Raw genomic sequence first — 26,480 nt, 5'->3', positions numbered from 1 at the left:
GACGTCGGCGGAGTGGCGCCAGGATCATCCTGGCGCCACTCCGCCGTGCCTCCTGGCAACCGGCTTCAGGCTCTAGAAGAAGCCCAGCCTCTTCGGCGAGTACGACACCAGAAGATTCTTCGTCTGCTGGTAGTGGTCCAGCATCATCTTGTGGTTCTCGCGCCCGATGCCCGACTGCTTGTAGCCGCCGAAGGCGGCGTGTGCCGGGTAGGCGTGGTAGCAGTTCGTCCACACCCGGCCCGCCTGGATCGCCCGGCCGGCCCGGTACGCGGCGGTGCCGTTCCGGGTCCAGACGCCCGCGCCCAGCCCGTACAGCGTGTCATTGGCGATCTCGATCGCCTCCGAGAAGTCCGCGAACCGGGCCACGGCCACCACCGGCCCGAAGATCTCCTCCTGGAAGACGCGCATGTGGTTGCCGCCCTCGAAGATGGTGGGGCGCACGTAGTAGCCGCCCTCCAGCTCGCCGCCCAGCTCGGCGCGGGTGCCGCCGGTGAGGACGCGGGCGCCCTCCTGCTTGCCGATGTCCAGGTAGGAGAGGATCTTCTCCAGCTGGTCATTGGACGCCTGGGCGCCCATCATGGTGCCGGTGTCCAGCGGATGCCCCTGGGTGATCTTCTCCGTGCGGGCCACGGCCGCGTCCATGAAGTCCTGGTAGTGGCCGCCCTGGATCAGCGCACGCGACGGACACGTGCACACCTCGCCCTGGTTGAGGGCGAACATCGTGAAGCCCTCGAGGGCCTTGTCGAGGAAGTCGTCGTCGGCGGCGGAGACGTCGTCGAAGAAGATGTTCGGGCTCTTGCCGCCGAGTTCCAGTGTGACCGGGATCAGGTTCTCGCTCGCGTACTGCATGATCAGCCGGCCGGTCGTGGTCTCGCCGGTGAAGGCGACCTTGGCGACGCGCGCGTTGGAGGCCAGCGGCTTCCCGGCCTCCACCCCGAAGCCGTTGACGATGTTGACCACGCCCGGCGGCAGCAGGTCCGCCACCCGGTTCAGCCAGACGTGGAGCGAGGCGGGCGTCTGCTCGGCGGGCTTGAGGACCACCGCGTTGCCCGCGGCCAGCGCCGGGGCGAGCTTCCAGGCGGCCATCAGGATGGGGAAGTTCCACGGGATGATCTGGGCGACCACGCCCAGCGGCTCGTGGAAGTGGTAGGCGACCGTGTCGTCGTCGATCTCGGAGAGACTGCCCTCCTGGGCCCGGATCGCCCCCGCGAAGTAGCGGAAGTGGTCGATGGCCAGCGGGATGTCGGCGGCGAGGGTCTCCCGCACCGGTTTGCCGTTCTCCCAGCTCTCCGCGACCGCAAGCTCCTCCAGATGCTGCTCCATGCGGTCGGCGATCCTCAGCAGCACCGCGGCGCGCTCGGCGGGCGCGGTACGGCCCCAGGCGTGCGCGGCGGCGTGCGCGGCGTCCAGGGCCCGCTCGACGTCCTCGGCGGTGCCCCGGGCGATCTCGGTGAACGGCTGCCCGTTCACCGGCGTCGGGTTCTCGAAGTAGCGGCCCTTGGCGGGGGGTACGTACTCCCCGCCGATCCAGTGGTCGTAGCGCGGCTGGTAGCTGACAACCGATCCCTCGGAGCCGGGGTTTGCGTAACGCGTCATGGGGGCGGCCCTCCCTGTCGTGCCTGCGGGCTCCGCCCGCCACGGGACGGACGGAGATGTGGGGGAGGCTAGGCGCGGCAACGTTGCGGCAACGTTGCGTCCCTGTGCTCCCGGCAGTTGTCCTCCGGGCCGCCGCCCGCCACTCCGTACACCTCGCGCAGCCGCCGCACCCGCGCCGCCGGGGCCGCCCGGCCGGGGGAGTGCGGCGGATGGGCGGCCAGCAGCGCCTCCGCCACCTCCAGGTCGTCCTCGCCCCACGGCGTCTGCGCCCAGCGCCGCAGCAGCTCCGGGTCACCGCGCGAGAGCACCGCCCGCCGCAGCCCGTCCTCCAGCGTCCGCCGCATCCGGCACACCCCCGGCGCCTCCGACATCGGCAGCAGCGGCCCCGGATACGCCCGCAGCGCCGCGGCCACCTCACCGGCCGCCAACTCCTCGGCGGCCACGCCCGCATCGGTCCGCAGCGGTGCGCACAGCCGGTACGGGCGCGAGCCCAGCAGCGGGCCCACCAGCCTGCGCAGCCGGGACATCTCGGCGCGCAGCGTCACCGGCGAGCGGTGGTCGGCCCGCGGCCCGTACAGCTCCAGCGCCAGCCGGGCGCCGCTCAGGCCCTCCGGATGGCCCGCGAGCAGCACCATGATCTCGCTGTGCCGCCGCCCCAGCCGCAGCCGCCGCCCCTCGGTGACCAGCAGCGCCTCGTCGCGGCCCAGCGCCGTCAGCGCCACGCGTGGCCCGCGCGCCGGGGGCGCGAGCGCCGCCAGCTGCGCCTCGGCGGCGCGGGCGGTCGCCTGGACCAGGGCGAGGCTGTGCGGGGCGGCGAGATGGTCGCCGCCGGTGAGGTCCACCGCGCCCAGCAGCCGCCCGGAGTGCGGATCGTGGATGGGGGCCGCGGCGCAGGTCCAGGGCTGCACGCTGCGGTTGAAGTGCTCGGCGGCGAAAATCTGCACCGCGTGGTCGAGGGTGAGCGCGGTGCCGGGCGCGTTGGTGCCGGCGTGGCGCTCGTCCCAGCGGGCCCCGGCGACGAAGTTCATCCGCTCGGCCCGGTGGCGCATCCCCGCGTGCCCCTCCACCCACAGCATGCGGCCGAGGTCGTCGCAGACCGCGAGGAGATGGGCGCCGTCGTGCGCGATGCTCCCCAGCAGCTCGCGGAAGAGGGGCATCACCCCGGCCAGCGGATGGTCCGCCCGGTACGCCTCCAGCGCGTCGTCCACCAGATCGATCGGTGCCGCGCACTCCTGCGCCACCCGGGCGTCGGCCGAGCGCCGCCAGGAGTCCGCCACCACCGGGCGGACGGCCGGGCCCATGGCCCCCTCCGTCAGGAACACCTCGTGCGCGCGGCGCACCACCCGGGTGCGCTCCGCCGGATCGGTGCCGGACGCCATCGCCAGCCAGGGATTGACCACGGGGCCTCGCTCAACGGGTACGAAGGGGCGGGTGGGACGGGGGTTCAGGTGGGGGTGGCGGGGGCGACGCAGTCGCCGGGCGCGGGAGCGGGCACGAAGCCGGGCGGTGAGGCGTAGCCGCAGGAGTGGCAGATCTTCCACCCGTCCTGGTTGACGGCGAGTTGGCCGCCACAGCTCGGGCACTGCTCGGAACTCATGATCGATCCTTTGGTTCATGCGCAACGGGCCGGTCAGGGCCACCCCAGCGCTCAGATTTCCTTGTGAGGCGGATGCCCCGCAATAGTCAGAACAAGCCGCGTTGCGATACGGCTCCGGTGCTGGATCGGTTCACCGGAACACGGGTTTTCGGCACATGCGTGCGGCATACGCGCGAGGCGCTTGCGCACCGCGTTACCGGCGGGTACGAAGGAGCCGGGAGCGCATGCGCTCCCGGCTCCTTCGTACCTCTTGCCCGGTTCAGCGGATGGACTTGATCAGCTCTCCGTTGCCGGTGTCGCCGCTCAGCTCCCAGAAGAAGGTGCCGCCGAGACCCTGCTGCTGCTTGTAGGTCATCTTCCCGGCGATGGTGGCGGGGGTGTCATAGCTCCACCACTCGCTGCCGCAGTGCGCGTAGGCCGTCCCGGCGACCGTGCCGGTGGCCGGGCACTTGCTCTTGAGCACCTTGTAGTCCTCGATACCCGCCTCGTACGTGCCCGGCGCGGCGCCGGTCGCGGTGCCGCCGGGGGCGGCCTGGCTGACGCCGGTCCAGCCGCGTCCGTAGAAACCGATGCCCAGCAGCAGCTTCGAGGCCGGGACGCCGAGCCCCTTGAGCTTCTGGATCGCGGCGTCGGTGGAGAAGCCCTGCTGGGGCATGCCGCTGTAGGAGGTGAGGGGCGAGTGCGGGGCGGTGGGGCCCTTGGCCGCCCAGGCGCCGAAGAAGTCGTACGTCATCGGGTTGTACCAGTCCACGTACTGCGCGGCGCCCGCGTAGTCCGCGGCGTCGATCTTGCCGCCGGACGAGGCGTCGGCCGTGATCGCGGCGGTGACCAGGTTGTTCTGGCCGAACTTGGCGCGCAGCGCGGCCATCAGGTTCTTGAACGCGGCCCGGCCGCTGGTGTCGCAGGTGTTGCCGCAGGCGTTGGGGTACTCCCAGTCGATGTCGATGCCGTCGAAGACGTCCGCCCAGCGCGGGTCCTCGACCAGGTTGTAGCAGGACTCGGCGAACGCCGCGGGGTTCCTGGCCGCCTCGCCGAACCCGGACGACCAGGTCCAGCCGCCGAAGGACCACAGGACCTTGAGGTTCGGGTGCAGCTTCTTGAGCTTGCGCAGTTGGTTGAAGTTGCCGCGCAGCGCCCCGGCGTCCCAGGTGTCGGCCTTGCCGTCGACGCTGCCCGCCGCGTCGTAGGCCTTGTCGTAGTCGGCGTAGGCGTCACCTATCGCGCATTTGCCGCCGGTGACATTGCCGAAGGCATAGTTGATGTGGGTGAGCTTGGCGGCGGACCCGGAGGTCTCCACGTTCTTCACGTGGTAGTTCCGCTGGTAGACGCCCCATTCGGTGAAGTAGCCGACGACCTTGTCGCCGGCCGCTTCCGCGGCCTTGGCGGTGGTGGGGGGCTCCGCCGGGGCGGCACTCGGGCTGGCCGTCGCCGCGCCCGCGAGCAGCGTCGCGGTCAGCACCGCTGTCGAGAGGGCCGCGAGGGCGGCCCGTATCCCGCGTGGTCTGAGCATGGGTTCTCCTCGGTGGGGGGTGAGGGGAGGTGAAGTGCCCGACGACCTGCCCCGATATTGACATGCACGCGCAGGGCAGGGTGGGAGAACGGTAGAAGGACTAGACCAGTGGGGTCAATGGTCTGGGCCAATCCGGTCCGGGTAACACCCGGACGGAGGAATGTGGTTGAAGATCGATACATCGGTGAAGCGGGCCCCCGATCGGGCATACTCCAACCGCCACGGTGCAGGTCGTCACCCGTTCGCGATCCGGCGGGAGGACCGGCGGCGAGGCAGGACACCGGCGGCGCCGCCCCACCGGGCGCGCACGCCGCCGCCGCGCCCTACAGGGAGAGGAGAGCGCCGCCATGACCGACCACGGCCCGCAGCCGGTGGAACGCGAACTGCCCACCGAGGAAGCCCGCGACCTGATCTCGCTCGTCCGCGAGCTGGTCGAACGGGAGATCCGCCCCCGAGCCGCCGAGGAGGAGGCCGCGGGGCACTTCCCCCGCGAACTGTTCACCCTGCTGTCCGAGTCGGGGCTGCTGGGGCTGGTGTACCCCGAGGAGTTCGGCGGCGGCGGCCAGCCGTACGAGGTCTACCTCCAGGTCCTGGAGGAGCTGGCCGCGGCCCGCCTCACCGTCGGCCTCGGCGTCAGCGTCCACACCCTGGCCTGCCACGGCCTCGCCCGGTACGGCACCAAGGAGCAGCTGGCCGAGCACCTTCCGGCGATGCTCGGCGGTGGACTGCTCGGCGCGTACTGCCTCTCCGAGCCCGCCTCCGGGTCCGACGCCGCCGCCCTCACCACCCGCGCCACCCGGGAGGGCGGCACCTGGACGCTGGAGGGCGGCAAGGCGTGGATCACCCACGGCGGCATCGCCGACTTCTACACCGTCCTCGCCCGCACCGGCCCCGAGCGCACCCGTGGCATCAGCGCGTTCCTGGTGCCCGGCGACGCCCCCGGGCTTTCCGCGGCCGCCCCCGAGCGCAAGATGGGCATGAACGGGTCACCCACCGCGCAGATCCACCTGGACCGGGTCCGGGTCCCCGACACCCGCCGGATCGGCGACGAGGGCCAGGGCTTCGCCATCGCCCTGTCCGCCCTCGAAGCGGGCCGCCTGGGCATCGCGGCCTGCGCGATCGGCCTCGCGCAGGCGGCGCTGGACGAGGCGCTGGCGTACACCGCGCAGCGCAAGCAGTTCGGCCGTCCGATAGCCGACTTCCAGGGGCTGCGCTTCATGCTGGCCGACATGGCAACCCAGATCGAGGCCGGGCGCGCCCTCTACCTGGCCGCCGCCCGGCTGCGGGACGCGGGACGGCCGTTCTCCAAGCAGGCGGCCATGGCCAAGCTGTTCTGCACCGACACCGCGATGCGCGTCACCACCGACGCGGTCCAGCTGTTCGGCGGCTACGGCTACACGGCGGACTTCCCGGTCGAGCGCTACATGCGCGAGGCCAAGGTCCTGCAGATCGTGGAGGGCACCAACCAGATCCAGCGTGTGGTCATCGCGCGCAGCGTCGCGGGACCCGAGAGCCGGTAGGTGAGCGGTAGGGGGCGCGGCCGTGCCGGGCCCCCGCCGTATGCGCGTTCGCCACGGGCCTTACGGGCGGGACGCGGCGTGGCGCACCGTCATCGGCGTCCTGATCGGGCGCGAGCCCGGGCCGCCGATGTGCGAGAACGGCTGCTTCCGCCAGTCCAGGCCCGCCGGCAGCGTCAGCAGCAGCGCCGCGTCCCGCTCGTGCGCGTCGAGCGAGGCGTCCGCGGCGGCGGCGTCCGCCACCCCGCGTCCGGTGCCGGCGCACACCGTCAGTCCGAACGGGTTCCACGGAGACGGGCACAGCGCGTGCTCCGGGAGAACGTCCTCGTCCGCGAGCAGCGCGATGGGCTGCGCGCAGTCCGGGCAGATGACCCGGAACATTTCGTATGTTTCGTACGATTCGATGTCGCCTTCATCGAGGCGCTCGACGTAGGGCATGAGATTTCCCCCTCGGGTGGGCTGGCCAGGCGCGTCGGCCTCGACCACAGCAAGCATTTCCCTCGCCGTCGCATAGGTAATCGCCGCATCTCATAGGACACTCGCCAGGAGATGTGGTGTTCGTCACATGCCCCGTGCAGATGCTTCGCGTTCCGGACCGATCCACGAGGTGTGCCCGCTGTGCCGAGAGCCTTCCGACCACATAAGGTGATCGGCTGTGGAGGAGTTGGACAGACAAATCGCGGAGCTGCTCGTCAAGGACGGGCGGATGAGCTACACGGACCTGGGCAAGGCCACCGGCCTGTCCACATCGGCCGTGCACCAGCGGGTCCGCCGCCTGGAACAGCGGGGCGTGATCCGCGGATACGCGGCCGTGGTGGACCCGGAGGCCGTGGGGCTGCCCCTGACCGCCTTCATCTCGGTCAAACCCTTCGACCCGAGCGCGCCGGACGACATCGCCGACCGGCTCGCCGAGGTGCCCGAGATCGAGGCGTGCCACAGCGTCGCGGGCGACGAGAACTACATCCTCAAGGTGCGCGTCGCCACCCCGCTGGAGCTGGAGCACCTGCTCAGCCGGATCCGCTCGCTGGCCGGCGTCTCCACCCGCACCACCGTCGTCCTGTCCACTCCGTACGAGGCGCGCCCGCCGCGCGTCTGACCCCCCCCGTACGGGCCCGGTCGGACGTGTGATCCCCGGTGCCCGGATCGTCCGAAAACCGACCCCGCGAGGCAGCCCGCCGTGAACGACCCGACCCCCGTCCAGGCCGATGAAGGCCGTACCGTCCTGCTGCGCGGGGGCGAGGTGCACAGCCCCGCCGATCCGTTCGCGACCGCGATGGTCATCGAGGGCGACACCATCGCCTGGGTCGGCTCCGAGGGCGCCGCGGACGGCTTCGCCGACGGCGTGGACGAGGTGGTGGGGCTGGACGGGGCGCTGGTCACCCCCGCGTTCACCGATGCGCATGTGCACACCACCGCCACCGGACTCGCCCTCACAGGTCTCGATCTGACGGGTGCCCCCACCCTCGCCGACGCCCTGGAGCGGGTCCGCGCGCACGCCGCCGCCCACCCCGCCGACCAGATGCTTCTCGGCCATGGCTGGGACGCCAGCGGCTGGTCCGGCGGCCGCCCGCCTTCCCGCGCCGAACTGGACGAGGCCACCGGCGGCCGGCCCCTCTACCTCAGCCGCGCCGATGTGCACTCCGCGGTGGTCACCACCGCGCTGCTCGACCGCGTCCCGGACATCACCGCCCGCACCGGCTACCACCCCGACGCGCCCCTGACCGCCGACGCCCACCACGCCGTGCGCGCCGCCGCGTACGCGAGCGTGACGGCGCGCCAGCGCGAGGACGCCCAGCGCGCCGCCCTCGCCCACGCCGCCTCGGTGGGCATCGGCTCGGTCCACGAATGCGCGGGCCCCGGCATCTCGGGCGAGGACGACCTCACCGGGCTGCTGCGGCTCGCCGCCGAGGGGTCCGGCCCCCGGGTCCACGGCTACTGGGCCGAGGCCGTGACCGGCCCCGCCGGCCTGGAGAAGGTGCGGGCGCTGGGCGCCGCCGGAGCCGCCGGGGACCTCTTCGTGGACGGCGCCCTCGGCTCCCACACCGCCTGCCTCCACCAGCCCTACGCCGACGCGCCGCACACCGGCACCGCCTACCTGGACGCGGCCGCCGTCGCCGCCCATGTCGCCGTCTGCACCGAGGGCGGCGTCCAGGCCGGGTTCCACGCCATCGGCGACGCCGCCGTCTCCGCCGTCGTCGAGGGCGTACGGGCCGCCGCGGACAAGGTCGGCCTGGCCCGGGTCCGGGCCGCCCGGCACCGCGTCGAACACGCCGAGATGCTCACCGACGAGACCATCGCCGCCTTCGCCGACCTCGGCCTCACCGCCTCCGTCCAGCCCGCCTTCGACGCCGCCTGGGGCGGCGAGGAGGGCATGTACGCCCAGCGGCTCGGCCCCGAGCGGGCCCGCACCCTCAACCCGTACGCGGCGCTGCTGCGGGCCGGGGTGCCCCTGGCGCTCGGCTCCGACAGCCCCGTCACCCCGCTGGACCCGTGGGGCACCGTGCGCGCCGCCGCCTTCCACCGCACCCCTGAGCACCGGGTCTCCGCCCGCGCCGCCTTCACCGCCCACACCCGCGGCGGCTGGCGGGCCGTCGGACGGGACGACGCGGGCGTCCTGGTGCCCGGCGCGCCCGCCGATTACGCGGTGTGGCGGACCGGTGAACTCCTCGTCCAGGTCCCCGACACGCGGGTGGCGGGCTGGTCGACCGATCCGCGCTCCGGCACGCCCGGGCTGCCCGACCTCACCCCCGGCGGCCAACTGCCCCTGTGCGTGCGCACGGTGGTGGGCGGACGCACCGTGCACAGCCGTCCGGACGAGTGACGCTACGCGTTCGCGTACCGCCGAACGATGTGCCACCGGCCTGTCGCGACAGCTGAACATTGTCCGTACTGACCTGGTCATTTGAGGAAACCGCGCAGGTCATGCGACTGTTGACAGGGTCCGGTCGGTGGCCGGTAGGTTCGGCCCCGTCCACCACTGGACACCCGACCGGGGAATCTTCACGCAGTCGTCGAACGCCGCTGGGCCAGAGGGAGACGCGCCGCCCAGGCCGTCACCACTGGGAGCCAGGTCCAGCGCACGGGGGCGAGGGAGGGTCGCCGGGTCGGCAGGTGCGACCCGGGAGGGGCCCGGACGCTCAGTAGACAACGGCTCTCGGTCGACCCGCAGCCAGCGGGTCCCAGGTCGGCCCGAAGGGCGTCGGGCCCCCATCCGCACGCACACGGCGGACCGCCCCCCGTGAGGGGGCGGCATCCGCCGAAATCAGGACAGCGACCCGAAGAGACCTGAACGGGCCCGAACCGGGAACCCCGGTCTTCTTCCCTGCGTTCCGCACCTCGGGGACACAGCCGCGCGCCCGCGTTATACGGTCACCTCATCACAGCTTGATTTGCAGGAAGGCCGCACCGTGCCCTCGGGTTCCGACACCACCGCCGAAGCCGCCTCGTCCGGCCCGGCCGAAGAACGACCGGACGGGCCGCGGACGCCCGCCGCAGCGACCCGTACGGACGACCGGGGCGACGCCGCGGCGGAGGCCCCCACGCCCCCCGGTGGGGACCGCCCCGGCCGGTGGCGCCGCCTGGCCCGGCTCGCCCGCCGCGAGGCGTGGCGCAGCGTGCTCGCGGCCGTCGCCGGGCTCGCGCTCGGGTTCGCCTTCCCGCCGTTCGGGGTCTGGCCGCTGTCCCTGCTGTCGGTCGCGGCCCTGAGCCTGCTCACGTACGGCCGCACCGCCCGCCAGGGCGCCTGGACGGGATTCGCGTTCGGGCTGCCGTTCTTCGTGCTGCTGCTGAAGTGGCTGAGCGTGATCGGCTGGGACGCGGTGATCGGCCTGTCCGTCATCGAATCGCTCTTCCTGGTGCTGATGGGCGCGGGCTTCGCGCTGGTCTCCCGGCTGCCGGTGCCGTCCCTGTGGCCGCTGTGGACGGCCTGTCTGTGGGTGGCCGAGGAACTGGCCCGGGACCGGGTGCCGTTCGGCGGCTTCCCCTGGGGGCGGCTGGCCTTCGCCAACACCGGGTCGCCGTTCACCCCGCTCGCCGCGCTCGGCGGCGCCCCGCTGGTCACCTTCGGCGTCGCGCTGACCGGCGGACTGCTGGCCTCCGCCGCGCTCGCCCTGTGGCGGCTGCGGGGGGCGGACGGCGGCCTGTCGGTGCGGGGCGCGCTGCCCGCCGCCGGCGCGGTCGTCGTCGCGGCCGCCGTGACCGTGGCCGGATTCGCGGTGCCGATCCCGACCCGCGCGGACGACAGCGTGGACGTCGCGGTCGTGCAGGGCAATGTGCAGCAGGCGGGCATGGACTTCCTGGGCCGCCCCATGAAGATCCTCAACAACCACGTGGACGCCACGCTCGACCTGGCCCGGGACGTCAAGGCCGGCCGGATCAAGAAACCCGACCTCGTCATATGGCCGGAGAACTCCTCCGACCTGGACCCCTTCCAGTACCGGGAGGCCTACGCCCGGATCGACGAGGCCGTGAAGGCCATCGGCGTGCCGGTGCTGGTCGGCGCCCTGGTCGACCACCCCACCAAGCCGGGGTACGTGTTCAACGAGGGCATCGTGTGGGACCCCGAGAAGGGCCCCGGCGCCTCGTACACCAAGCAGCACCCGGTGCCCTTCGGCGAGTACGTGCCGTTCCGCGAGCAGCTCAGCAAGATCATCACCCGGCTGCAGCGCATCCCCCGCGACTTCTACCCCGGTGACCACACCGGGCTGCTGAAGGTCGGCCCGGCCCGGCTGGGCGATGTGATCTGCTTCGAGGTCGCGTACGACGAGATCGTCCGCGACACGGTCAACGCGGGCGCCCGCGCGATCGTCGTCCAGACCAACAACGCCACCTATGGCCGCAGCGGCCAGCCCGAACAGCAGCTGGTCATGTCCCGGCTGCGGGCCATCGAACACGGCCGCCCCGTGATCACCGCGGCCACCAGCGGGATCAGCGCGGTCGTCGCGCCGGATGGCACGATCGAGCAGCGGACGAAAGAATTCACGCAAGATGTGCTCACCGCGCGCATCCCGCTGCGTGACGGCACGACCCTCGCCGACCGCGTCGGTGCGGCCCCGGAGTGGGTGCTCGCTATGGTGGGCGTTCTGTCCTGCGCGGCCGCGATCATGATCGGCCGTCGGGGACGTACGGACAAGAAGGGGCAGCAGCCGTGAGCGACGCACGCGAGGCCGACCAGCCGCGCCGGAGCAACGAACCTGAGGACTCGCCTCGCGGGCGGAGAAGCGAACAGTCAGATGCCGTGAGCGACGCGCGCGAGGCCGACCAGCCGCGCCGGAGCAACGAACCTGGGGACTCGCCTCGCGGGCGGAGAAGCGAACAGTCAGATGCCGTGAGCGACGCGCGCGAGGCCGACCAGCCGCGCCGGAGCAACGAACCTGAGGACTCGCCTCGCGGGCGGAGAAGCGAACAGTCAGATGCCGTGAGCGACGCGCGCGAGGCTGAGGAGCCGATCACCGAGGCCGACCAGCCGCGCACCGGGACCGGCGGGACCGGCACCGGGGACGGGGGTCCGCGGCCGCGCCGCAGCGGCCAGGACGACGGCGGACGGCGGAAGTACGGTCCGCTCGGCGCCGTTCTGGTGATCATTCCGACCTATAACGAGGCGGAGAACATCGCGCCGATCGTCGCCCGGGTCCGGGAGTCCGTGCCGGACGCCCACATTCTCGTCGCCGACGACAACAGTCCGGACGGCACCGGCAAGGTCGCCGACGAGCTGGCGGTCGAGGACGACCACGTCAAGGTCCTGCACCGCAAGGGCAAGGAGGGCCTGGGCGCCGCGTATCTGGCGGGCTTCCGCTGGGGCATCGAGCACGGCTACGGCGTCCTGGTGGAGATGGACGCGGACGGCTCGCACCAGCCCGAGGAGCTGCCCCGGCTGCTCACCGCGCTCAAGGGCGCGGACCTGGTGATCGGCTCGCGCTGGGTGCCGGGGGGACGGATCGTCAACTGGCCCAAGTCCCGCGAGTTCATCTCCCGCGGCGGCAGTACGTACTCCCGGCTCATGCTGGACGTGCCGATCCGCGACATGACGGCCGGTTACCGGGCCTTCCGCAAGGAGACCCTGGAAGGGCTCGGCATGGAGGCCGTCGCCTCTCAGGGCTACTGCTTCCAGATCGACCTGGCCTGGCGCGCCGTCAAGGCGGGCTTCCACGTCATCGAGGTGCCCGTCACGTTCATCGAGCGGGAGCGCGGGGAGAGCAAGATGAGCCGGGACATCGTCACCGAGGCGGCCTGGCGGGTCATGTCCTGGGGCGTGGGCTCGCGGGTGAACAAGCTGCTGGGCCGCGAGGAGCCGTAGCGATCCCGGGGCCGTGCGCGCTCGGAGTAGTCCCACGGGCGGCGGTCCGTCACCTGCCGGACACTGAAGGCGGAAGGAGGCGGACATGCCCAAGACGACCATGAAGAGCAGCAAGAGCGCACAGCGCGGGACGATGGCCCCCAAGGGGGGTGCGAAGTCCGGCGGCATGGAGGCGCGCACCAAGGAGGACCTGTACCGCGAGGCCCAGAAGGCCGGGATCGAGGGCAGGTCGCAGATGTCGAAGAGTCAGCTGATCTCCGCTCTGCGCCGCGGCCGCTGACGCCCGGACAGCCGGATCCGCTAGCGGATCCCCGGGACGGTCAGTGCGGTCAGCAGTGCCGTCCCTGCGACCATCCAGGCGACGTAGTCGCCGACGTGCCCGGACTGCAGCCGCCGTACGGGCGCGAGCAGCGCGGCCGCCCCGGTGCGGACGGGCCGCCGCACCGCCAGTGCGGCCAGGGCGATGGCGAGGGCCGTGGAGAGCAGCCCGAGCAGGATCCCGGCCGCCGACCAGTGCGGCGGCGCGAACGCCGGGGCGGACGCCGCGCGTCCGCCGAGCACCGCGTGCCGGTAGCCGGAGCCGTCGGTGAACAGTGCCCCGGCCCGCCCGGCGGCCGACGCCAGAGCCGGCACCAGCCCGGCCGCCAGCGTCCCGGCCAGCAGCACCGCCGGTACGGCCAGCATCGGCACCGGGATGCGCCCGAGGCGGCCGCCGGTCTCCGGCTCCTCCTCGCCGGTGGTCTCCGGGCCCGCGTTCCGCTCGTCGTGCGGCGCCCGGCCCGCCCCGGCGAAGACCCGCAGGCCCACCCGCAGCACCGCGCCGCCGGTCACCGCCGACACCAGGACGTACAGCGCGGGCAGCCAGCCCGCCGTATGCCCGGCGGCCTCTTCCACGACCGCCTTGCCGAGCCCCGGGCCGAACGGCGGCAGTCCGCACAGCGCCAGGCCGCCCACCATGAACAGGGCCCCCACCAGGCGCAGCTCCCGGGCCTGCCCGTACAGCTCGTGTTCGTCGACGGAGGCGTACCGGTCGAGCAGGATGCCCGCGCACGCGAACAGCGCCGCCTTCACGCCCGCGTGGCCGACGACGTACAGCGCCGTCCCCGAGACGGCGTCGGGGGAGAGCATGGCCAGCCCGATCAGGAACAGCCCGGTGTGGGACACCGTGGAGAACGCCAGCAGCCGTTTGAGATGGCGCTGCTGCCAGCACATCAGCGCGCCCAGCACGGCCGTGAGCGCGCCGAGGGCCAGCAGGGCGCGGGTGCAGGCGGGGTGCGCGATGCCGCCCGGGCCCGCGAAGACCGTCCAGTAGACCCGGCCGATCCCGTACACCCCCAGCTCCACCATGACGCCGGACAGCAGCATGCACACGGGCGTGGGGGCGACCGCGTGCGCGTCGGGCAGCCAGAAGTGGAAGGGCACCGCGGCCGCCTTCACCAGCAGACCCGTCGTCACCAGGACGAACGCGGCGAGCACCAGGCCGTCCGGGCGTTCGGTGTCCAGTGCCCGCCCGATCTGGGCGAAGCCCAGTTCCCCGGTGCGCGCGTACAGCAGCGTGATGCCCAGCAGCACGCAGTACGCGCCGAGGGAGTTCACCACGCCGAAGGTCAGCGCCCCCTGCACCGGCTTGGGCTCCTCCACCCGGAAGCCGGTCAGCGCGTACGCGACGACGCCCATCAGCTCGAAGAAGACGAACGCGTCGAACAGGTCCCCGGTCAGCGCGAAGCCGCACATGCCCGCCTGGAAGAGCAGGATCAGCGCCGGGAAGGAGCCGGTGTGGCGGACGGGCGGCTCCTCGAAATAGCGCCAGGAGTAGACCAGGACGGCCACCACCAGCAGCGAGATCAGCGCCGCGAGCCCGGTGCCCAGCGGGTCGCCGACCAGCACGATGCCCACGCCCTCGCCGCGCACCGGGCGCCAGCCGCCCACCCACTCCACGGGCCGGCCGGTGGAACGCCCCGCCAGGATCAGCGCCGTCGCTGCGGTGGCGGCGGCGAAGGCGCAGCCCAGGACGTCGGAGGCGAGCCGGGGCAGCCGCCGCCCGGTGGCCACCAGCACCGCGGCGCCGAGCAGCGGTACGGCGACCACCAGCGGCAGCAGCCGTGCGCTGTCCACCCGGTCAGCCCTTCAGCTCGGACAGCGCGTCCGGGTCGACCGTGCCGTGCCGTTTGCGGAGCTGGACGACGAGCGCGAGCAGCAGCGCGGTCACCGTCGCGCCCACCACGATGTCGGTGAGGGCGAGCGCCTGGACCACCGGGTCGACCACGCGGCTGTCGGTGGGCGCGTCGGAGAACACCGGGGCGGTGCCGCCGCGGCGGTAGCCGACGCCGAGCAGCAGCACGTACGTGGAGGACTGGGCGACGGCCAGACACCCCACGGCGTGGATCAGGTTCCGGCTGGTCACCAGCCCGTACACCCCGATCAGGAAGATCCATCCGGCGATCAGGTACGGCAGGACCGTCACATCCGCTCCTTTCCGTCGTTTCCGCTGTCGTGCGCGTGTCCGATCTCCACCGCCTGGTCCAGGAATTGGGCCAGCAGGACGACGATCCCGCTGGTGACCTCGATGCCGACGGCCGCGTTCAGCAGGATGACGGTGCCGCCGGAGGACAGGGTGGCGAAGGTGCCCAGGGGGAGGATGTTGGCGAGGAACGCCGATCCGGCGAGGACCGCCCCGAGCCCGGTGACCACGTAGGCCGCCTCGCCGACGGTGTCCCCGATCTCGTACAGGGGGATCGGCCGCACGCGCTCCAGCGCCCGGTAGTCGGCGCCGATGTAGAGGAGGTGCAGCGCGGTCGCCGTGACCACCCCGCCCTGGAAGCCGCCGCCCGGGCTGATCTGGCCGTGCGCGATCACATAGAGGCCGACGAGCATCGCGAGCGGCAGCATCGGCAGCGCGAACCGGCGCACCCGGGGACGCACCACGGCGGGCGCGGGCCGTCTCCGCTCCTCGTCGGCGGTCTGGCGCAGCAGCACGACGGCGCCGAGCACCGCGGCGAACAGGATCGTCTCCTCGCCGAGTGTGTCGAAGGCGCGCAGATCGAAGTTGACGGACGCGATCACGTTGGCCGTGTGGTGGCCGAGGGCGGCGCGTACGGCCCGCTCCCCGTACGGATGGTGGGCCGTGCCGAACGGCGGCAGGGAGAAGCAGGCGGTGGCGAACAGCGCCGCGAAGACGGCCGCGCCCGCCAGGAAGAGCCACAGCCGGCCGCGGGCGCTCATCGCTCGTGCTCGCGCGACTGATCCGGCTCGCCCGGCTCGTCCCCGGGGCGGCGGTGCACCCTCCGTACGGTCAGCAGGATCATCAGCGGGGTCACCGCGGAGCCGACCGCGAGCTGGGACAGCGCGACGTCCGGGGCCTGGAGGAACGTGAACAGCAGCGCCAGCGACAGGCCGAGGAACGAGAGCACGAGCGCCTGCCGCACCGGGTCGCGGTTGAGGACGGCGGCGGTGGCGGCGCCCGCGACCAGCAGCAGCGCCACGACGATCAGGGCATCGGTCATGCCGTACGGCCCCCGTTCGCCGTGCCGCCGTTCGCCGCGCCCTCGTTCGCCACGCCCCCGTCCGGGCGGCTGCCGCCCGCGCTGGTCACCACGCTGCCCGCGATCAGCAGCGCCCCGATGAGCAGCAGCTTGCCCATGGCCCGGCCGGGTCCGGTCGCCACGCACAGTGGCAGCACGATCGCCGGAACCCCGAGCAGGGCCGTCCAGCGGACCAGCCGGGAGCCGGGCAGGACGCCGAGGAAGCGGGCGTAGATCAGCGTGCCGACGGGGCCGAGTACGGACAGCACCAGTGCCACGTCCACGTACGCGGGGCGGCCGAAGCCCTGCGCGGCGGGGAGCAGCGCCAGGCCGCCGAGCAGCGAGCTGAGGTTCTGGGCGATCAGCCGGTTCCCCGGCGCCCCGCGGGAGACCCGCCACAGCACCGGTCCGAGGGCGAGCAGCGGCACCAGGGCCACCAGCAGCCAGGCGTCGGCCGTGCTCACCGTCCGGTCACCACCCGGCGCGCGGTGCGGGCGACGAGGGCGGTGGGCAGCGCGGCGGCGGCGCCGACCATGACCTCCAGGGAGTCGACGGTGCTGATGAGCACCAGCCACACCCCGGTCAGCACCAGCCACCACGCGAACACTTCGAGCACACCGGACATTCCGCCACCTCCACGGCGGCGGGTACCCGGACCGCCGCCGCCGATTCCCTGTGGATTCACGTCCGGGGCCTTCCGGATCCACGACCCGGAGTCCGTACAGCGCTCGGGTCCGGGCACACTTGGAGGCATGATGACCGGCGCATCTCCGCAGAGCGACCCGACCCGCCCGAAGCGCACCCGCGCCCGCACGTTCGTACCGCTGGGTGTCGCCGCCTGGCTGGTGCTGGAGATCTGGCTACTGACCCTGGTCGCGGAGGCGGCCGGCGGGCTCACCGTCTTCCTGCTGCTGATCGCGGGCGCGGTCGGCGGCGCGGCCGTCGTCAAGCGGGCGGGGCGGCGGGCCTGGCAGAACCTGGCCAGGACGATGCAGCCGGGCGCCGAGCCCGCCGAGGAGCCGGGGCGCACCGGCAACTCCTTCACCATGCTCGGCGGGCTGCTGCTGATGATCCCGGGGCTGGTCTCCGATGTGGCCGCGCTGCTGTGCCTGTTCCCGCCGACGGCGGCGCTGCTGCGGCGGCGGGCCGAGAGCGCGCTGTCGCGCCGTATGGGCTACCCGCCGGGCTCGCCGGGCGGCCCGTTCCGGCAGGCCGGGCAGGGCCGGTGGCCGGGGCCGGGGCCGGGGACGGGCGGCGGTTCGCGGGACGGCCAGGTCATCCAGGGCGAGGTGGTCCGCGATGATGTGAGGCGCGGCGACGCGGCGCGCGGCGACGCGGGTCGGCCCGGGATCGTCCGGGACGACAAGGACTGAGCGCGCACAAGGGCCGGGGCCACTGCGTAAGAGTGGCCCCGGCCCTTGTGCTTCAGTACTGCCGTGTGAAGGTCAGGCAGACTTACGGCTGGTGTCGCGCGGATGCACGGCGATGTTCATGGCTCCCGACCGCAGGATCGCCAGCCGCTCGGCCAGCACCTCCTCCAGTTCTTCACGGGTACGCCGCTCCATGAGCATGTCCCAGTGCGTGCGTGCGGGCTTGCCCTTCTTCTCCTCCGGCCCCTCGCCGTCCACAAGGAGTGCCATGGCGCCGCACGCCTTGCACTCCCACTCCGACGGAATCTCCGCCTCTACCGAAAACGGCATCTCGAATCGATGTCCGTTCTGGCATGCGTACTCCACCGCCTGGCGCGGGGCCAGATCGATGCCGCGGTCGGTCTCGTAGCTGGTCACCACGAGTCGCGTGCCGCGAAGAGCTCGCTCACTCATGAATCGTGCCTCCCGGGCTTTCTCGCCCACAGGACAGGTGTCGCTGTCGTCGTCATCCGGTCAACGTCCGGTCGGCGGTGAAGATTCCCGTACTGGGACATGCGTCGCCCGTCGTGCCGCCCCGTTGTTGTACCCACAGGCGCCCGGTTTGTCACATCTGGCAGCAGATGTCACCCAGCGTTTCTCATGCTTTAGCGCGCAGTAACGGTCCGCCTGGTGGGCCAAGGGCGTACACTACCGCTCCACGTGCGCGAGGGCTAAATCAGGTCACGGACCGGACTCCGTGGACCGCCCTGCGCCACCACCGATGTACCCTCCGTCGCCCCGCCGGGAGTGTCGGCGGCCGCGTCGCCGGTGGCCGAGGGTATCGCGAACAGGCCCAGGAAGTACTGCGAAAGCGGCCCGATGGCCAGCGCGTACAGCACGGTGCCCACCCCGACCGAACCGCCCAGCGCGAACCCCGTGGCCAGCACCGCCAGCTCGATCCCGGTCCGCACCAGCCGGACCGACCGGCCGGTGCGCCGATGCAGCCCCGTCATCAGGCCGTCCCGCGGCCCCGGCCCGAACCGCGCCGAGATGTACAGCCCGGTGGCCGCGCCGCCCAGCACGATCGAGGCCACCAGCAGCGGAACGCGCAGCGCCAGCGCGTCCGGCTGCGGTACGAGCCACAAGGTGGCGTCCACCGTGACCCCGATCACCATCACGTTCGACACCGTGCCGAGCCCCGGCCGCTGCCGCAGCGGAATCCACAGCAGGAGCACCACGGCCCCCACGATGACCGTCACCGTGCCGAACGACAGCGGCGTGCGCTTGACGATCCCCTGGTGGAAGACGTCCCACGGGTCGAGCCCGAGCGCGGCGCGCACCTGGAGCCCCATGCCCACGCCGTACAGCACGAGCCCTCCGTAGAGCTGGACGAGGCGACGGGTGAGGCGGGAGCCCCCCGAGGGTTCCTTGGACAACGCGTCCTCCTGGTGGTGAGTGGCCATGTCCGCCCGGGCTGGTGCCATTGGCCGGTGGCATGTCACTCTGATGCCTGAAAGCAGTCCAGTTCCATGGCCAATCCGGGAAAGGTGGACCGCATCCGATGAGTCCGTGGACCTCCGCGGTGGGGGCACCTCAACTGGCCCGCCTGCTCGGCTCCCAGCACACCCGCGACGCGACGGCCGCGAGCCCGGTCGCCGTGCTGAACGGCAACCGCCGCGTCCCCGCCTACCGCGCGCTCGCCGACGGCGTACGGCTGCTCCTGCTGGAGGGCCGGGTCCCGGTCGCGGCCCGCCTCCCCGCCGAGCGCGAACTCGCCGCGGCGCTCACCGTCAGCCGCACCACCGTCGCCGCCGCCTACGAGGCGCTGCGCGGCGAGGGATTCCTGGAGTCGCGGCGCGGCGCGGGCAGCTGGACCGCCATGCCCGCCGGAAGCCCGCTGCCCACCCGCGGGCTCGACCCGCTGCCGCCCGAGGCCGCCGCCTCCGTCATCGACCTCGGCTGTGCCGCGCTCCCGGCCCCCGAGCCCTGGCTGACCCGCGCGACCCGCGGCGCCCTGGAGGAGCTGCCGCCGTACGCCCACACCCACGGCGACTACCCCGCGGGCCTGCCCGCCCTGCGCCAGGCCCTCGCCGACCGCTACACCGCCCGCGGCGTACCGACCATGCCCGAGCAGATCATGGTCACCACCGGTGCCATGGGCGCCGTCGCCGCCACCTGCCGCCTCATGGTCCGCCCCGGTGAGCGCGTCGCCGTCGATTCGCCCAGCTACGCCAATGTGCTCCAGCTGATGCGGGAAGCGGGCGCCCGGCTGGTGCCCGTCGCGATGGCCGACCACCTCGCGGGCTGGGACATCCCCGCCTGGCGCCAGGTCCTCGCCGCCGCCGCGCCCCGCATGGCCTACGTCGTCGCCGACTTCCACAACCCCACCGGCGCGCTCGCCACCGAGGAGCAGCGCCGCAGCCTCGTCGACGCCGCCCGCGCCGCCGGGACGGTCCTGATCGCCGACGAGACCATGGCCGAGCTGCGGCTGGACGACGACGTCGAGCTGCCCCGCCCGGTCTCCGCCTTCGACCCGGCGGGCAGCACCGTCGTCACCGTCGGCTCCGCGAGCAAGACCTTCTGGGCGGGCTTGCGCATCGGCTGGGTCCGCGCCGCGCCCGACGTCATCCGCAGCCTCGTCGCCGCCCGCGCCTACGCCGACCTGGGCACCCCGGTCATCGAACAGCTCGCCGTCGCCTGGTTGTTGAACACCGGCGGCTGGGAGGAGGCCATCGAGATCCGCCGCGCCCTCGCCCGCGACAACCGGGACGCGCTCGTGGCCGCCGTACGGCGCCACCTGCCCGACTGGGAGTTCACCGTCCCGCACGGCGGCCTCACCCTCTGGGCCCGCACCGGCGGCCTGTCCGGCTCCCGCATCGCGGAAGCGGGCGCCCGGCTGGGCGTCCGCGTCCCCTCGGGCCCGCGCTTCGGTGTGGACGGCGCCTTCGAGGGCTACGTCCGGCTCCCGTTCACGGTGGCGGGCGCGGTGGCCGACAAGGCCGCCGAGCGCCTGGCGGCCGCCGCGGACCTGGTGGCGACGGGCGCCACGGCGGAGGCGGAGGCCCCCCGTACGTGGGTGGCCTGACGCAGAACGCCGTCCGTGGGCCGAGCGCCGCCCCGCCCCGGCCGGTTTCACCCCTTCGTGGCCACCACCGGCTCGCCCCGGGAGCCGGGCTCAGGCTCCGGCAGCAGCCGCAGCACCGCCCGCCGCTGCCCCTCGCTCGTCGCGTCGTCGTACGGATCGGGCGTGGCCGGTACCTGGAGCCGGTGCACCGGGCCCGTGCCGAGCCGGGCGTACCCCCGGCCCGCCGGTACCTCCGGCACCGGGGTGGTGGGCGGCGGGGCGCCGAGCACGGCGGTGGTCTGTTCGAGTGAGGCCGGGCCGAGGATCACCCGGGCGCGGGTGTGGAGCCGTACGGCCTCGCTCAGGCCCTCCGCCGCGTCGAGCTGATCGGCCACCACGACCCGTACGTTCGCCGCCCGTCCGTGCCGCAACGGCACCTGCAGCAGCTCCTGCGGGTCGGTGCGGCCGTCCGCCGCCGCCACGTGGCCGAGGGCCGACGGCCGGTCCACCACGATCCACAGCGGACGCTGGATGTCCTCCGGCGGCGGGTGGCCGAACTGGCGGGCGCGGTTGGCGGCGAGCAGCCGCCGCTCGGTCTCGTGCCCGGCCCACTCCAGCGTCGCCAGCACCCCGGCGAGCCCGCATTCGACGGCCAGCACCCCGGCCCGGCCGCCGAGGCACGCGTACTCGCCGGTCCCGCTGCCGTCCACCACCAGCACATCGCCGTGCGGCAGCGCCTGCAGCAGGATGGAGCGGAGCAGGGTGGTGGTGCCGCTGCCGGGGCGGCCGAGCGCCAGCAGATGCGGTTCGGTGGAGCGCGGCCCGGTGCGCCAGACGACGGGCGGTACGTCCCGGGTCGCCGCCGCGCCGCCCGTCCCGCCCGCGTCGGCATCCGGGCCCGTCTCGTCGTCGACGCCCTCCAGCACCGGCAGGGTCCGCCGCACGGAGGACGCGTCCGTGAAGCCGAGCACCGTCTCGCCCGGCGCGGTCACGAAGCGCTGGGCGCAGATCGCGGTGGACAGGGCGGGCAGTACCGCCAGGGTGAGCCGGTTCGCCTCCTCGTCCCAGGTGAACAGGTACTCCCGGTCGCGCCCGGACTTCGCGTACAGCAGTTGTTCGACGCGGGCCCGGGACTCGGGCTCGCCGTCCGTGAAGTAGGCGGGGTACCGCAGCAGCAGCCGCGTCAGCCGCCCGTCCTCGTCGACGTCGTACGACTCGAAGGGGCGCGACCACTCCCCGCCGTGGCGGTACAGCGGGTCCGGGTCCTCGGCGGCGGCGAAGTACGGCACCAGCGCCTCGTAGATCAGGCGCAGCCGCTCCGTCCCGTCCGCGCCGGGCCCGGGGGAGGCGGGGGCGCGCACCCGCCCGGCCCAGCCCGCGGCGCCGAGCAGGCCGATGGCCGAGGCCAGCGGCCCGTACGGCAGCAGGAAGACGACGAACACGCAGGCGGCCGCGACGAAGAACGCGGGCCCCCGCTGTTCGCCCGGAAGCTCCGTCCATCGGCGCCGTCCACCGGCGGCCAGCACCCGCAAGCCCCGGGAGAGGGCGAACAGCGGGTGGAGCACATCGGCGGCGCTGTCGGCCGCGGTGCGGGCGAACTCACGGCCGCGGCGGAACGGGGCGCGCCCGGCGCCGCCGATACGGAGCCGGGGGAGCGGTGGCAGGCCCACGTCAGATCTTGATCCCGCCCAGCAGACTGGCGAGGCTCGCGCCACCGGCCTTGATGCTCGGGGCGATGGCGGTGCTCGCGAGGTAGAAGCCGAAGAGGGCGCAGACGACGCCGTGGGATGCCTTGAGGCCGTCTTTGCGGAAGAAGATGAAAACGACGATGCCGAGCAGGACGACACCGGAAATGGACAGGATCATCTCGGTCTCCTGGCTGGTGGGGGACTCTCACCATGAGTCATTCCAGGGTCACAGCATGTATCCATCCGGAGAAAGGCGCAAATGGGGAGATTGGCGACGTAGGCGCCACAATGGTCACGTGCCGGTGATCACATGCACAGGTCGCGCGTGTACGGGTAGCGGCATGCACAGGCAGTGAACGCACAGCTAGCGAAGCCGGAGGCGATACGCGATGAGCGCACCGAACCCCGAGGGCGAGCCCGCTCACGACCCGGAGGTGCTCCAACTGGCGGCCAAGGTCTTCGACCTGGCCCGGCACGGTGACACGGACACGCTCGCCGCCTATGTGGACGCGGGTGTTCCGGCCAATCTCACCAACGACAAGGGCGATTCGCTGCTCATGCTGGCCGCCTACCACGGCCATGCCGCGGCCGTGTCCGCTCTGCTGGAGCGCGGCGCCGACCCCAACCGCGTCAGCGACCGGGGGCAGACCCCCATCGCCGGGGCGGCGTTCAAGGGGGAGGAGGAGGTGCTGCGGGTCCTGCTGGCCGCCGGTGCCGACCCGCGCGCGGGCTCTCCGTCGGCGGTCGACACGGCGCGCATGTTCGGACGGGACGATCTGCTGGCGCTGTTCGGGCCCGCCGGCTCGTAGCGCCGGACCGCGCCGGACCGGCCCGGCCCCGCCGGTCCCCTGGGTCGATCCCTCCCGCCGGACCCGATTCCCCGGTTCGGCGGGAGGGATTGGTCCAGACCTATTGACATGAACGGCGTAGCGCTGGAGATTGTGCGCGCACCTTCCCTCCCGGACCGGCCCCACGCGCCGATGTCCGGGATCCCCCCCCACAGGAAGGCAACCGCGCCATGCGAAGGACGCTGCGCACCACCCTGGTCGGTCTGCTCTCGGCGACCGCGCTCGCCGCCACCCCCTGGTTCACCGCCCCGGCCGCCGCCGGGCCGCGCACTCCCACCGCCGTCTTCACCGACAACTTCGACGGCCCGGCGGGCGGCGCGGTCGACGCCTCCCGATGGGGCTATGAGACCGGCGACAACGTCAACAACCACGAGCGGCAGTACTACACGGACGGCACGAAGAACGCCGCGCTGGACGGCCAGGGCAACCTCGTCATCACCGCCCGCAAGGAGAACCCCGCCAACTACTCCTGCTGGTACGGCCGCTGCGAGTACACCTCCGCCCGGCTGTCCACCGCCCGCACCTTCACCACCGCCTACGGCCATGTCGAGTCCCGCATGAAACTCCCGCGCGGCCAGGGCATGTGGCCCGCCTTCTGGATGCTCGGCAACGACATCGGCAGCGCGGGCTGGCCCAACTGCGGTGAGATCGACGTCATGGAGAACGTCGGCTACGAGCCCGGCACCGTCCACGGCACCATCCACGGCCCCGGCTACTCCGGCTCGGGCGGCATCGGCGCCGGGTACACCCTCCCGGGCGGGGCCAGGTTCGCCGACGCGTTCCACACCTTCGCCGTCGACTGGTCGCCCAACAAGATCACTTGGTCGGTGGACGGCAACGTCTACCAGACCCGCACCCCCGCCGACCTTGGCGGCAACCGCTGGGTCTTCGACCACCGCTTCTACCTCATCCTCAACCTCGCGGTCGGCGGCTACTGGCCCGGCGACCCGGACGGCAGCACCACCTTCCCGCAGCAACTGGTGGTCGACTACGTGAAGGTGAGCGGCGGCAACTGACGCGTCGTCCTCCGGCACGCCCGTAATCTGGCGTCCATGGAGACCGCGCCGCCCAAGGACCTCTGCGACCGGATCGAGGCCGCCGACCACCGCGTACACGCCTTCGTCCCCGAGCCCGGCCGCCGGGCACGGCTGCGGCGCGAGGCGCGGGCGGCGGCCGAGCGGTGGCCCGGCCCCGCCGGCCGGCCGCCGCTGTACGGGGTGCCGGTGGGCGTCAAGGACATCGTGCACGTCGACGGGCTGCCCACGCGGGCCGGTTCGGCGGTCCCCGCCGAGGCGCTGGCCGGCCCGCAGGCGTCGCTGATCGACCGGCTGCTGGCGGCGGGGGCGCTGGTGGCGGGCAAGACCGTCACCGCCGAGTTCGCCGTCACCGCGCCCGGCCCGACCCGCAATCCACACGATCCGGGCCACACCCCCGGCGGATCCAGCAGCGGTTCGGCGGCGGCCGTCGCCGCGGGCATGGTGCCGCTGGCCATCGGCACCCAGACGATCGGCTCGATGATCCGCCCGGCCGCGTACTGCGGGGTCGTCGGCTTCAAGCCGACCCACGGCCGCATCCCGGCCGACGGCGTCATCCCCAACGCGCCCACCTTCGACACGGTGGGCCTGTTCGCCCCGGACACGGCCGGGCTGAGCCCGGCGGCGGGCGTGCTGTGCGACGACTGGCGGCCCGAACCGGACGGCCAGGGCCCGGTCGGCCAGGGCCCGGGGGAGGGGCGGCGGCCGGTGCTCGCCGTGCCTACCGGCCCGTACCTCGACCGGGCGGAGGCGGAGGCGGTGGCCGCCTTCGGAACCCAGGCGCGGTGGCTGGCCGACGCCGGGTTCCCGGTCCGACGGGTCCCCCTCCCGGCCGACTTCGACGCCCTCGTCGCCCACCAGCGGGTGATCGGCCGCTACGAGGCCGCCCGCACCCACGCCGAGTGGTTCCCGCGCTACGGCGAGCTGTACCGGGAGCAGACCGCCGCGAAGATCCGGCAGGGGCAGCGGATCGACCCCGAGGAGTACGCGTCGGCGCTGCGCGACCGCGACCGGTTCCGGGACCGGCTGACGGCGGTGATGGACCAGGAGGGCATCGACCTGTGGATCACCCCGGCGGCCACCGGCCCGGCGCCGCGCGGGCTTGACAGCACCGGGGACTCGATCATGTGCCTGCCCTGGAGCGTCGCCGGAGTGCCGGTCCTCGGCCTGCCCGCCGGCCGGGCCGCCAACTCCCTCCCGCTGGGCCTGCAGTGCGTGGCCCGGGCGGGGGCGGACGAGCGGCTGCTGCGGTGGGGCCCCGGAATCGAGTTGGTCCTCGGCGGACCTTCCGCACCCGTATGATCGGTATCCAGTCCTATGGACGGAGTTGGGGGCGCGATGTCTGCCAGGTGGTGGCTCATGCAGGGAGAGGACACGGTCGGCGAGTTACGGCAGTACGGGGTCGATCAGCCGGTTTTCCTGTGCCACTTCACGCCCGGACCCGCCTGGGAGACCGCCCGGGACAAGTTCGAATCATGGTCGGCGCTGCGCGGCCCGGACCCGGACGGAAGCCGCACCGCCCAGGTCATCAGATCCATCATGGACCTCGAACTGCGGCTGGTCCCCGCGGACGGCAGCCCCTCGATGGCGCTCTTCACGGAGTGCATCCTCCGGATCGACGGCCACACGGCCCGGCTGCGCTACTGAAGCCCCGCGGCCGGGCCCAGGACATTGGCCGGCCGTCCGTCTTGCCGAGGACGAGCACCTGGATGGCCGGCACGGGCGTCGGGAACGTCACCGTCACCGATCTGCTGCCGACAGCACCCTGCCGGGCATCGTCGCCCACCGCTCCGCGCTCCAGGGCGGCGCCCGCCTGGAGATACCGGACTTCGGGGACGGCCCCGCGTAACCGGCGCACGGTCGGCCGGGCCGCCCCGGGGACCGCCCACCCTCCGGCGGTCCGGCCGTATAGCTTGATCCTCATGGATATCGGTGATGTGGTCGAGGACTTCGAACTTCCGGACGAGAGCGGCGCCACCCGCACCCTGAGCGGGCTGCTCGCAGGCGGTCCGGTGGTGCTGTTCTTCTATCCGGCGGCCTTCACGCCCGGCTGCACGAAGCAGGCCTGCCACTTCCGCGACATCGCGGCGGAGTTCAGGGAACTGGGCGCCGAACCGGTCGGCATCAGCGCCGACGCGGTCGAGAAGCAGGCGGAGTTCGCCCGCGCCTACTCCTTCGGCTATCCGCTGCTGTCGGATCCGGAGGGGACGGTGCGGGAGCGGTTCGGGGTGAAGCGCGGTATCGCGGCCGTACCGACCAAGCGGGTCACCTTTGTGATCGACACCGACCGCCGGGTGCTGGAGGTCGTCAAGAGCGAGTTCCGGATGGGGGTGCACGCGGACCGGGCGCTCGACGCGCTCCGGCGCCGGGCGGCGTAGCGATCCAGGCTCGAAAACACTTGCACGGACGGTGCGCCGTGCCGCCCGGCAAACCTTGGTAACACCTCTAGCAAGCGCTTGCC

28 protein-coding genes are annotated in these 26,480 nt (G+C 73.1%); 13 read left to right on the top strand and 15 right to left on the bottom strand.

Annotated features, from left to right (window positions below; genetic code table 11):
- Nucleotides 1-72: 72 nt before the first annotated feature.
- From ASC60_RS31655 to ASC60_RS31645, 4 genes are all read right to left on the bottom strand, one after another.
- Nucleotides 73-1,596: an aldehyde dehydrogenase family protein gene (locus ASC60_RS31655; RefSeq protein WP_055557011.1), complete on the bottom strand. Its 1,524-nt coding sequence runs from the start codon at nucleotides 1,594-1,596 to the stop codon at nucleotides 73-75.
- Between the two features lie 68 nt (nucleotides 1,597-1,664).
- Complete coding sequence (locus tag ASC60_RS31650; RefSeq protein WP_055557009.1) at nucleotides 1,665-2,996, bottom strand: GAF domain-containing protein; 1,332 nt, start codon at nucleotides 2,994-2,996, stop codon at nucleotides 1,665-1,667.
- Between the two features lie 44 nt (nucleotides 2,997-3,040).
- Nucleotides 3,041-3,193, bottom strand: a complete 153-nt coding sequence (locus ASC60_RS42390) for a hypothetical protein (RefSeq protein WP_199831098.1) — start codon at nucleotides 3,191-3,193, stop codon at nucleotides 3,041-3,043.
- Nucleotides 3,194-3,452: 259 nt separating this feature from the next.
- Entirely contained in the window at nucleotides 3,453-4,703 is a 1,251-nt protein-coding gene (locus ASC60_RS31645) for a glycoside hydrolase family 18 protein (RefSeq protein WP_055557007.1), read from the bottom strand.
- A gap of 347 nt (nucleotides 4,704-5,050) precedes the next feature.
- On the opposite strand from ASC60_RS31645, the gene ASC60_RS31640 reads away from it, so the two are divergent.
- On the top strand, nucleotides 5,051-6,223 hold the full coding sequence (locus ASC60_RS31640) for an acyl-CoA dehydrogenase family protein (RefSeq protein ID WP_055557005.1): 1,173 nt from the start codon (nucleotides 5,051-5,053) through the stop codon (nucleotides 6,221-6,223).
- A 60-nt stretch (nucleotides 6,224-6,283) separates the two neighbouring features.
- Here the strand turns inward: ASC60_RS31640 and ASC60_RS31635 are convergent, their stop codons facing one another.
- Nucleotides 6,284-6,658: a hypothetical protein gene (locus ASC60_RS31635; protein WP_199831097.1), complete on the bottom strand. Its 375-nt coding sequence runs from the start codon at nucleotides 6,656-6,658 to the stop codon at nucleotides 6,284-6,286.
- 217 nt (nucleotides 6,659-6,875) lie between these two features.
- Between ASC60_RS31635 and ASC60_RS31630 the strand changes: the two genes are divergently transcribed.
- From ASC60_RS31630 to ASC60_RS31610, 5 genes are all read left to right on the top strand, one after another.
- Nucleotides 6,876-7,316: an Lrp/AsnC family transcriptional regulator gene (locus ASC60_RS31630; RefSeq protein WP_055557000.1), complete on the top strand. Its 441-nt coding sequence runs from the start codon at nucleotides 6,876-6,878 to the stop codon at nucleotides 7,314-7,316.
- Nucleotides 7,317-7,397: 81 nt separating this feature from the next.
- Complete coding sequence (locus ASC60_RS31625; RefSeq protein ID WP_055556998.1) at nucleotides 7,398-9,041, top strand: amidohydrolase; 1,644 nt, start codon at nucleotides 7,398-7,400, stop codon at nucleotides 9,039-9,041.
- 586 nt (nucleotides 9,042-9,627) lie between these two features.
- Complete coding sequence (gene lnt, locus ASC60_RS31620; RefSeq protein WP_055556996.1) at nucleotides 9,628-11,370, top strand: apolipoprotein N-acyltransferase; 1,743 nt, start codon at nucleotides 9,628-9,630, stop codon at nucleotides 11,368-11,370.
- 422 nt (nucleotides 11,371-11,792) lie between these two features.
- On the top strand, nucleotides 11,793-12,515 hold the full coding sequence (locus ASC60_RS31615; protein ID WP_055557076.1) for a polyprenol monophosphomannose synthase: 723 nt from the start codon (nucleotides 11,793-11,795) through the stop codon (nucleotides 12,513-12,515).
- An 85-nt stretch (nucleotides 12,516-12,600) separates the two neighbouring features.
- Nucleotides 12,601-12,795 (top strand): Rho termination factor N-terminal domain-containing protein, encoded by a 195-nt coding sequence (locus tag ASC60_RS31610; protein WP_055556994.1) that lies wholly within the window; start codon nucleotides 12,601-12,603, stop codon nucleotides 12,793-12,795.
- 20 nt (nucleotides 12,796-12,815) lie between these two features.
- Here ASC60_RS31610 and ASC60_RS31605 read toward each other — a convergent pair whose 3' ends face one another.
- Genes ASC60_RS31605 through ASC60_RS42385 form a run of 6 tightly spaced genes read right to left on the bottom strand, consistent with a single transcriptional unit; the run spans nucleotide 12,816 to nucleotide 16,661 of the window.
- The gene (locus ASC60_RS31605) at nucleotides 12,816-14,630 is read right to left on the bottom strand and encodes a complex I subunit 5 family protein (protein ID WP_055556992.1); all 1,815 of its coding nucleotides are present in this window, start codon (nucleotides 14,628-14,630) and stop codon (nucleotides 12,816-12,818) included.
- A gap of 4 nt (nucleotides 14,631-14,634) precedes the next feature.
- Complete coding sequence (locus tag ASC60_RS31600; RefSeq protein ID WP_055556990.1) at nucleotides 14,635-14,979, bottom strand: sodium:proton antiporter; 345 nt, start codon at nucleotides 14,977-14,979, stop codon at nucleotides 14,635-14,637.
- Nucleotides 14,976-15,737: an MnhB domain-containing protein gene (locus tag ASC60_RS31595; RefSeq protein WP_055556988.1), complete on the bottom strand. Its 762-nt coding sequence runs from the start codon at nucleotides 15,735-15,737 to the stop codon at nucleotides 14,976-14,978. Before ASC60_RS31595 ends, ASC60_RS31600 begins: the two co-directional genes overlap by 4 nt.
- Nucleotides 15,734-16,018: a DUF4040 domain-containing protein gene (locus ASC60_RS31590; RefSeq protein WP_055556986.1), complete on the bottom strand. Its 285-nt coding sequence runs from the start codon at nucleotides 16,016-16,018 to the stop codon at nucleotides 15,734-15,736. Before ASC60_RS31590 ends, ASC60_RS31595 begins: the two co-directional genes overlap by 4 nt.
- Nucleotides 16,015-16,500, bottom strand: coding sequence for an MrpF/PhaF family protein (locus tag ASC60_RS31585; protein WP_055556983.1), 486 nt, complete (start codon nucleotides 16,498-16,500; stop codon nucleotides 16,015-16,017). The genes ASC60_RS31590 and ASC60_RS31585 overlap by 4 nt, the downstream gene beginning before the upstream one ends.
- Nucleotides 16,497-16,661 (bottom strand): hypothetical protein, encoded by a 165-nt coding sequence (locus ASC60_RS42385; protein ID WP_199831096.1) that lies wholly within the window; start codon nucleotides 16,659-16,661, stop codon nucleotides 16,497-16,499. The genes ASC60_RS31585 and ASC60_RS42385 overlap by 4 nt, the downstream gene beginning before the upstream one ends.
- Nucleotides 16,662-16,788: 127 nt before the next feature.
- Between ASC60_RS42385 and fxsA the strand changes: the two genes are divergently transcribed.
- Nucleotides 16,789-17,409 carry an FxsA family membrane protein gene (fxsA, locus tag ASC60_RS31580; RefSeq protein ID WP_055556982.1) on the top strand — a complete coding sequence of 207 codons (621 nt, stop codon included), beginning with the start codon at nucleotides 16,789-16,791 and terminating at the stop codon, nucleotides 17,407-17,409.
- Between the two features lie 72 nt (nucleotides 17,410-17,481).
- Here fxsA and ASC60_RS31575 read toward each other — a convergent pair whose 3' ends face one another.
- Together ASC60_RS31575 and ASC60_RS31570 are read right to left on the bottom strand one after the other, a co-directional pair.
- The gene (locus tag ASC60_RS31575; RefSeq protein WP_055556980.1) at nucleotides 17,482-17,859 is read right to left on the bottom strand and encodes an RNA polymerase-binding protein RbpA; all 378 of its coding nucleotides are present in this window, start codon (nucleotides 17,857-17,859) and stop codon (nucleotides 17,482-17,484) included.
- Nucleotides 17,860-18,116: 257 nt separating this feature from the next.
- Nucleotides 18,117-18,848 (bottom strand): YitT family protein, encoded by a 732-nt coding sequence (locus ASC60_RS31570; protein ID WP_055556978.1) that lies wholly within the window; start codon nucleotides 18,846-18,848, stop codon nucleotides 18,117-18,119.
- A 98-nt stretch (nucleotides 18,849-18,946) separates the two neighbouring features.
- Between ASC60_RS31570 and ASC60_RS31565 the strand changes: the two genes are divergently transcribed.
- A complete protein-coding gene (locus tag ASC60_RS31565) occupies nucleotides 18,947-20,470 on the top strand; it encodes a PLP-dependent aminotransferase family protein (RefSeq protein WP_055556975.1) in 1,524 nt (507 codons plus the stop codon).
- Nucleotides 20,471-20,517: 47 nt separating this feature from the next.
- Here the strand turns inward: ASC60_RS31565 and ASC60_RS31560 are convergent, their stop codons facing one another.
- On the bottom strand, nucleotides 20,518-22,119 hold the full coding sequence (locus ASC60_RS31560; RefSeq protein WP_055556974.1) for a hypothetical protein: 1,602 nt from the start codon (nucleotides 22,117-22,119) through the stop codon (nucleotides 20,518-20,520).
- 1 nt (nucleotide 22,120) lies between these two features.
- Nucleotides 22,121-22,315, bottom strand: coding sequence for a hypothetical protein (locus tag ASC60_RS31555; RefSeq protein WP_039936790.1), 195 nt, complete (start codon nucleotides 22,313-22,315; stop codon nucleotides 22,121-22,123).
- Nucleotides 22,316-22,526: 211 nt separating this feature from the next.
- Between ASC60_RS31555 and ASC60_RS31550 the strand changes: the two genes are divergently transcribed.
- The 5 genes from ASC60_RS31550 to ASC60_RS31530 all read left to right on the top strand — a co-directional run bounded on the left by ASC60_RS31550 (nucleotide 22,527) and on the right by ASC60_RS31530 (nucleotide 26,397).
- Nucleotides 22,527-22,946, top strand: coding sequence for an ankyrin repeat domain-containing protein (locus ASC60_RS31550; RefSeq protein WP_055556973.1), 420 nt, complete (start codon nucleotides 22,527-22,529; stop codon nucleotides 22,944-22,946).
- Between the two features lie 209 nt (nucleotides 22,947-23,155).
- Nucleotides 23,156-24,001: a family 16 glycosylhydrolase gene (locus tag ASC60_RS31545; RefSeq protein WP_055556971.1), complete on the top strand. Its 846-nt coding sequence runs from the start codon at nucleotides 23,156-23,158 to the stop codon at nucleotides 23,999-24,001.
- 36 nt (nucleotides 24,002-24,037) lie between these two features.
- Nucleotides 24,038-25,321: an amidase gene (locus tag ASC60_RS31540; RefSeq protein WP_055556970.1), complete on the top strand. Its 1,284-nt coding sequence runs from the start codon at nucleotides 24,038-24,040 to the stop codon at nucleotides 25,319-25,321.
- A gap of 57 nt (nucleotides 25,322-25,378) precedes the next feature.
- On the top strand, nucleotides 25,379-25,666 hold the full coding sequence (locus ASC60_RS31535) for a NaeI family type II restriction endonuclease (RefSeq protein ID WP_234357211.1): 288 nt from the start codon (nucleotides 25,379-25,381) through the stop codon (nucleotides 25,664-25,666).
- A 275-nt stretch (nucleotides 25,667-25,941) separates the two neighbouring features.
- Complete coding sequence (locus tag ASC60_RS31530) at nucleotides 25,942-26,397, top strand: peroxiredoxin (protein ID WP_055556967.1); 456 nt, start codon at nucleotides 25,942-25,944, stop codon at nucleotides 26,395-26,397.
- The last annotated feature ends 83 nt before the right edge of the window (nucleotides 26,398-26,480 follow it).

Source organism: Streptomyces sp. NBRC 110028, assembly GCF_001417735.1.
In the GTDB taxonomy this organism is placed as follows: Bacteria; Actinomycetota; Actinomycetes; order Streptomycetales; family Streptomycetaceae; genus Streptomyces.
Note: the sequence above shows the minus strand (reverse complement) of the source record. Positions and strands in the feature narration are given on the sequence as shown.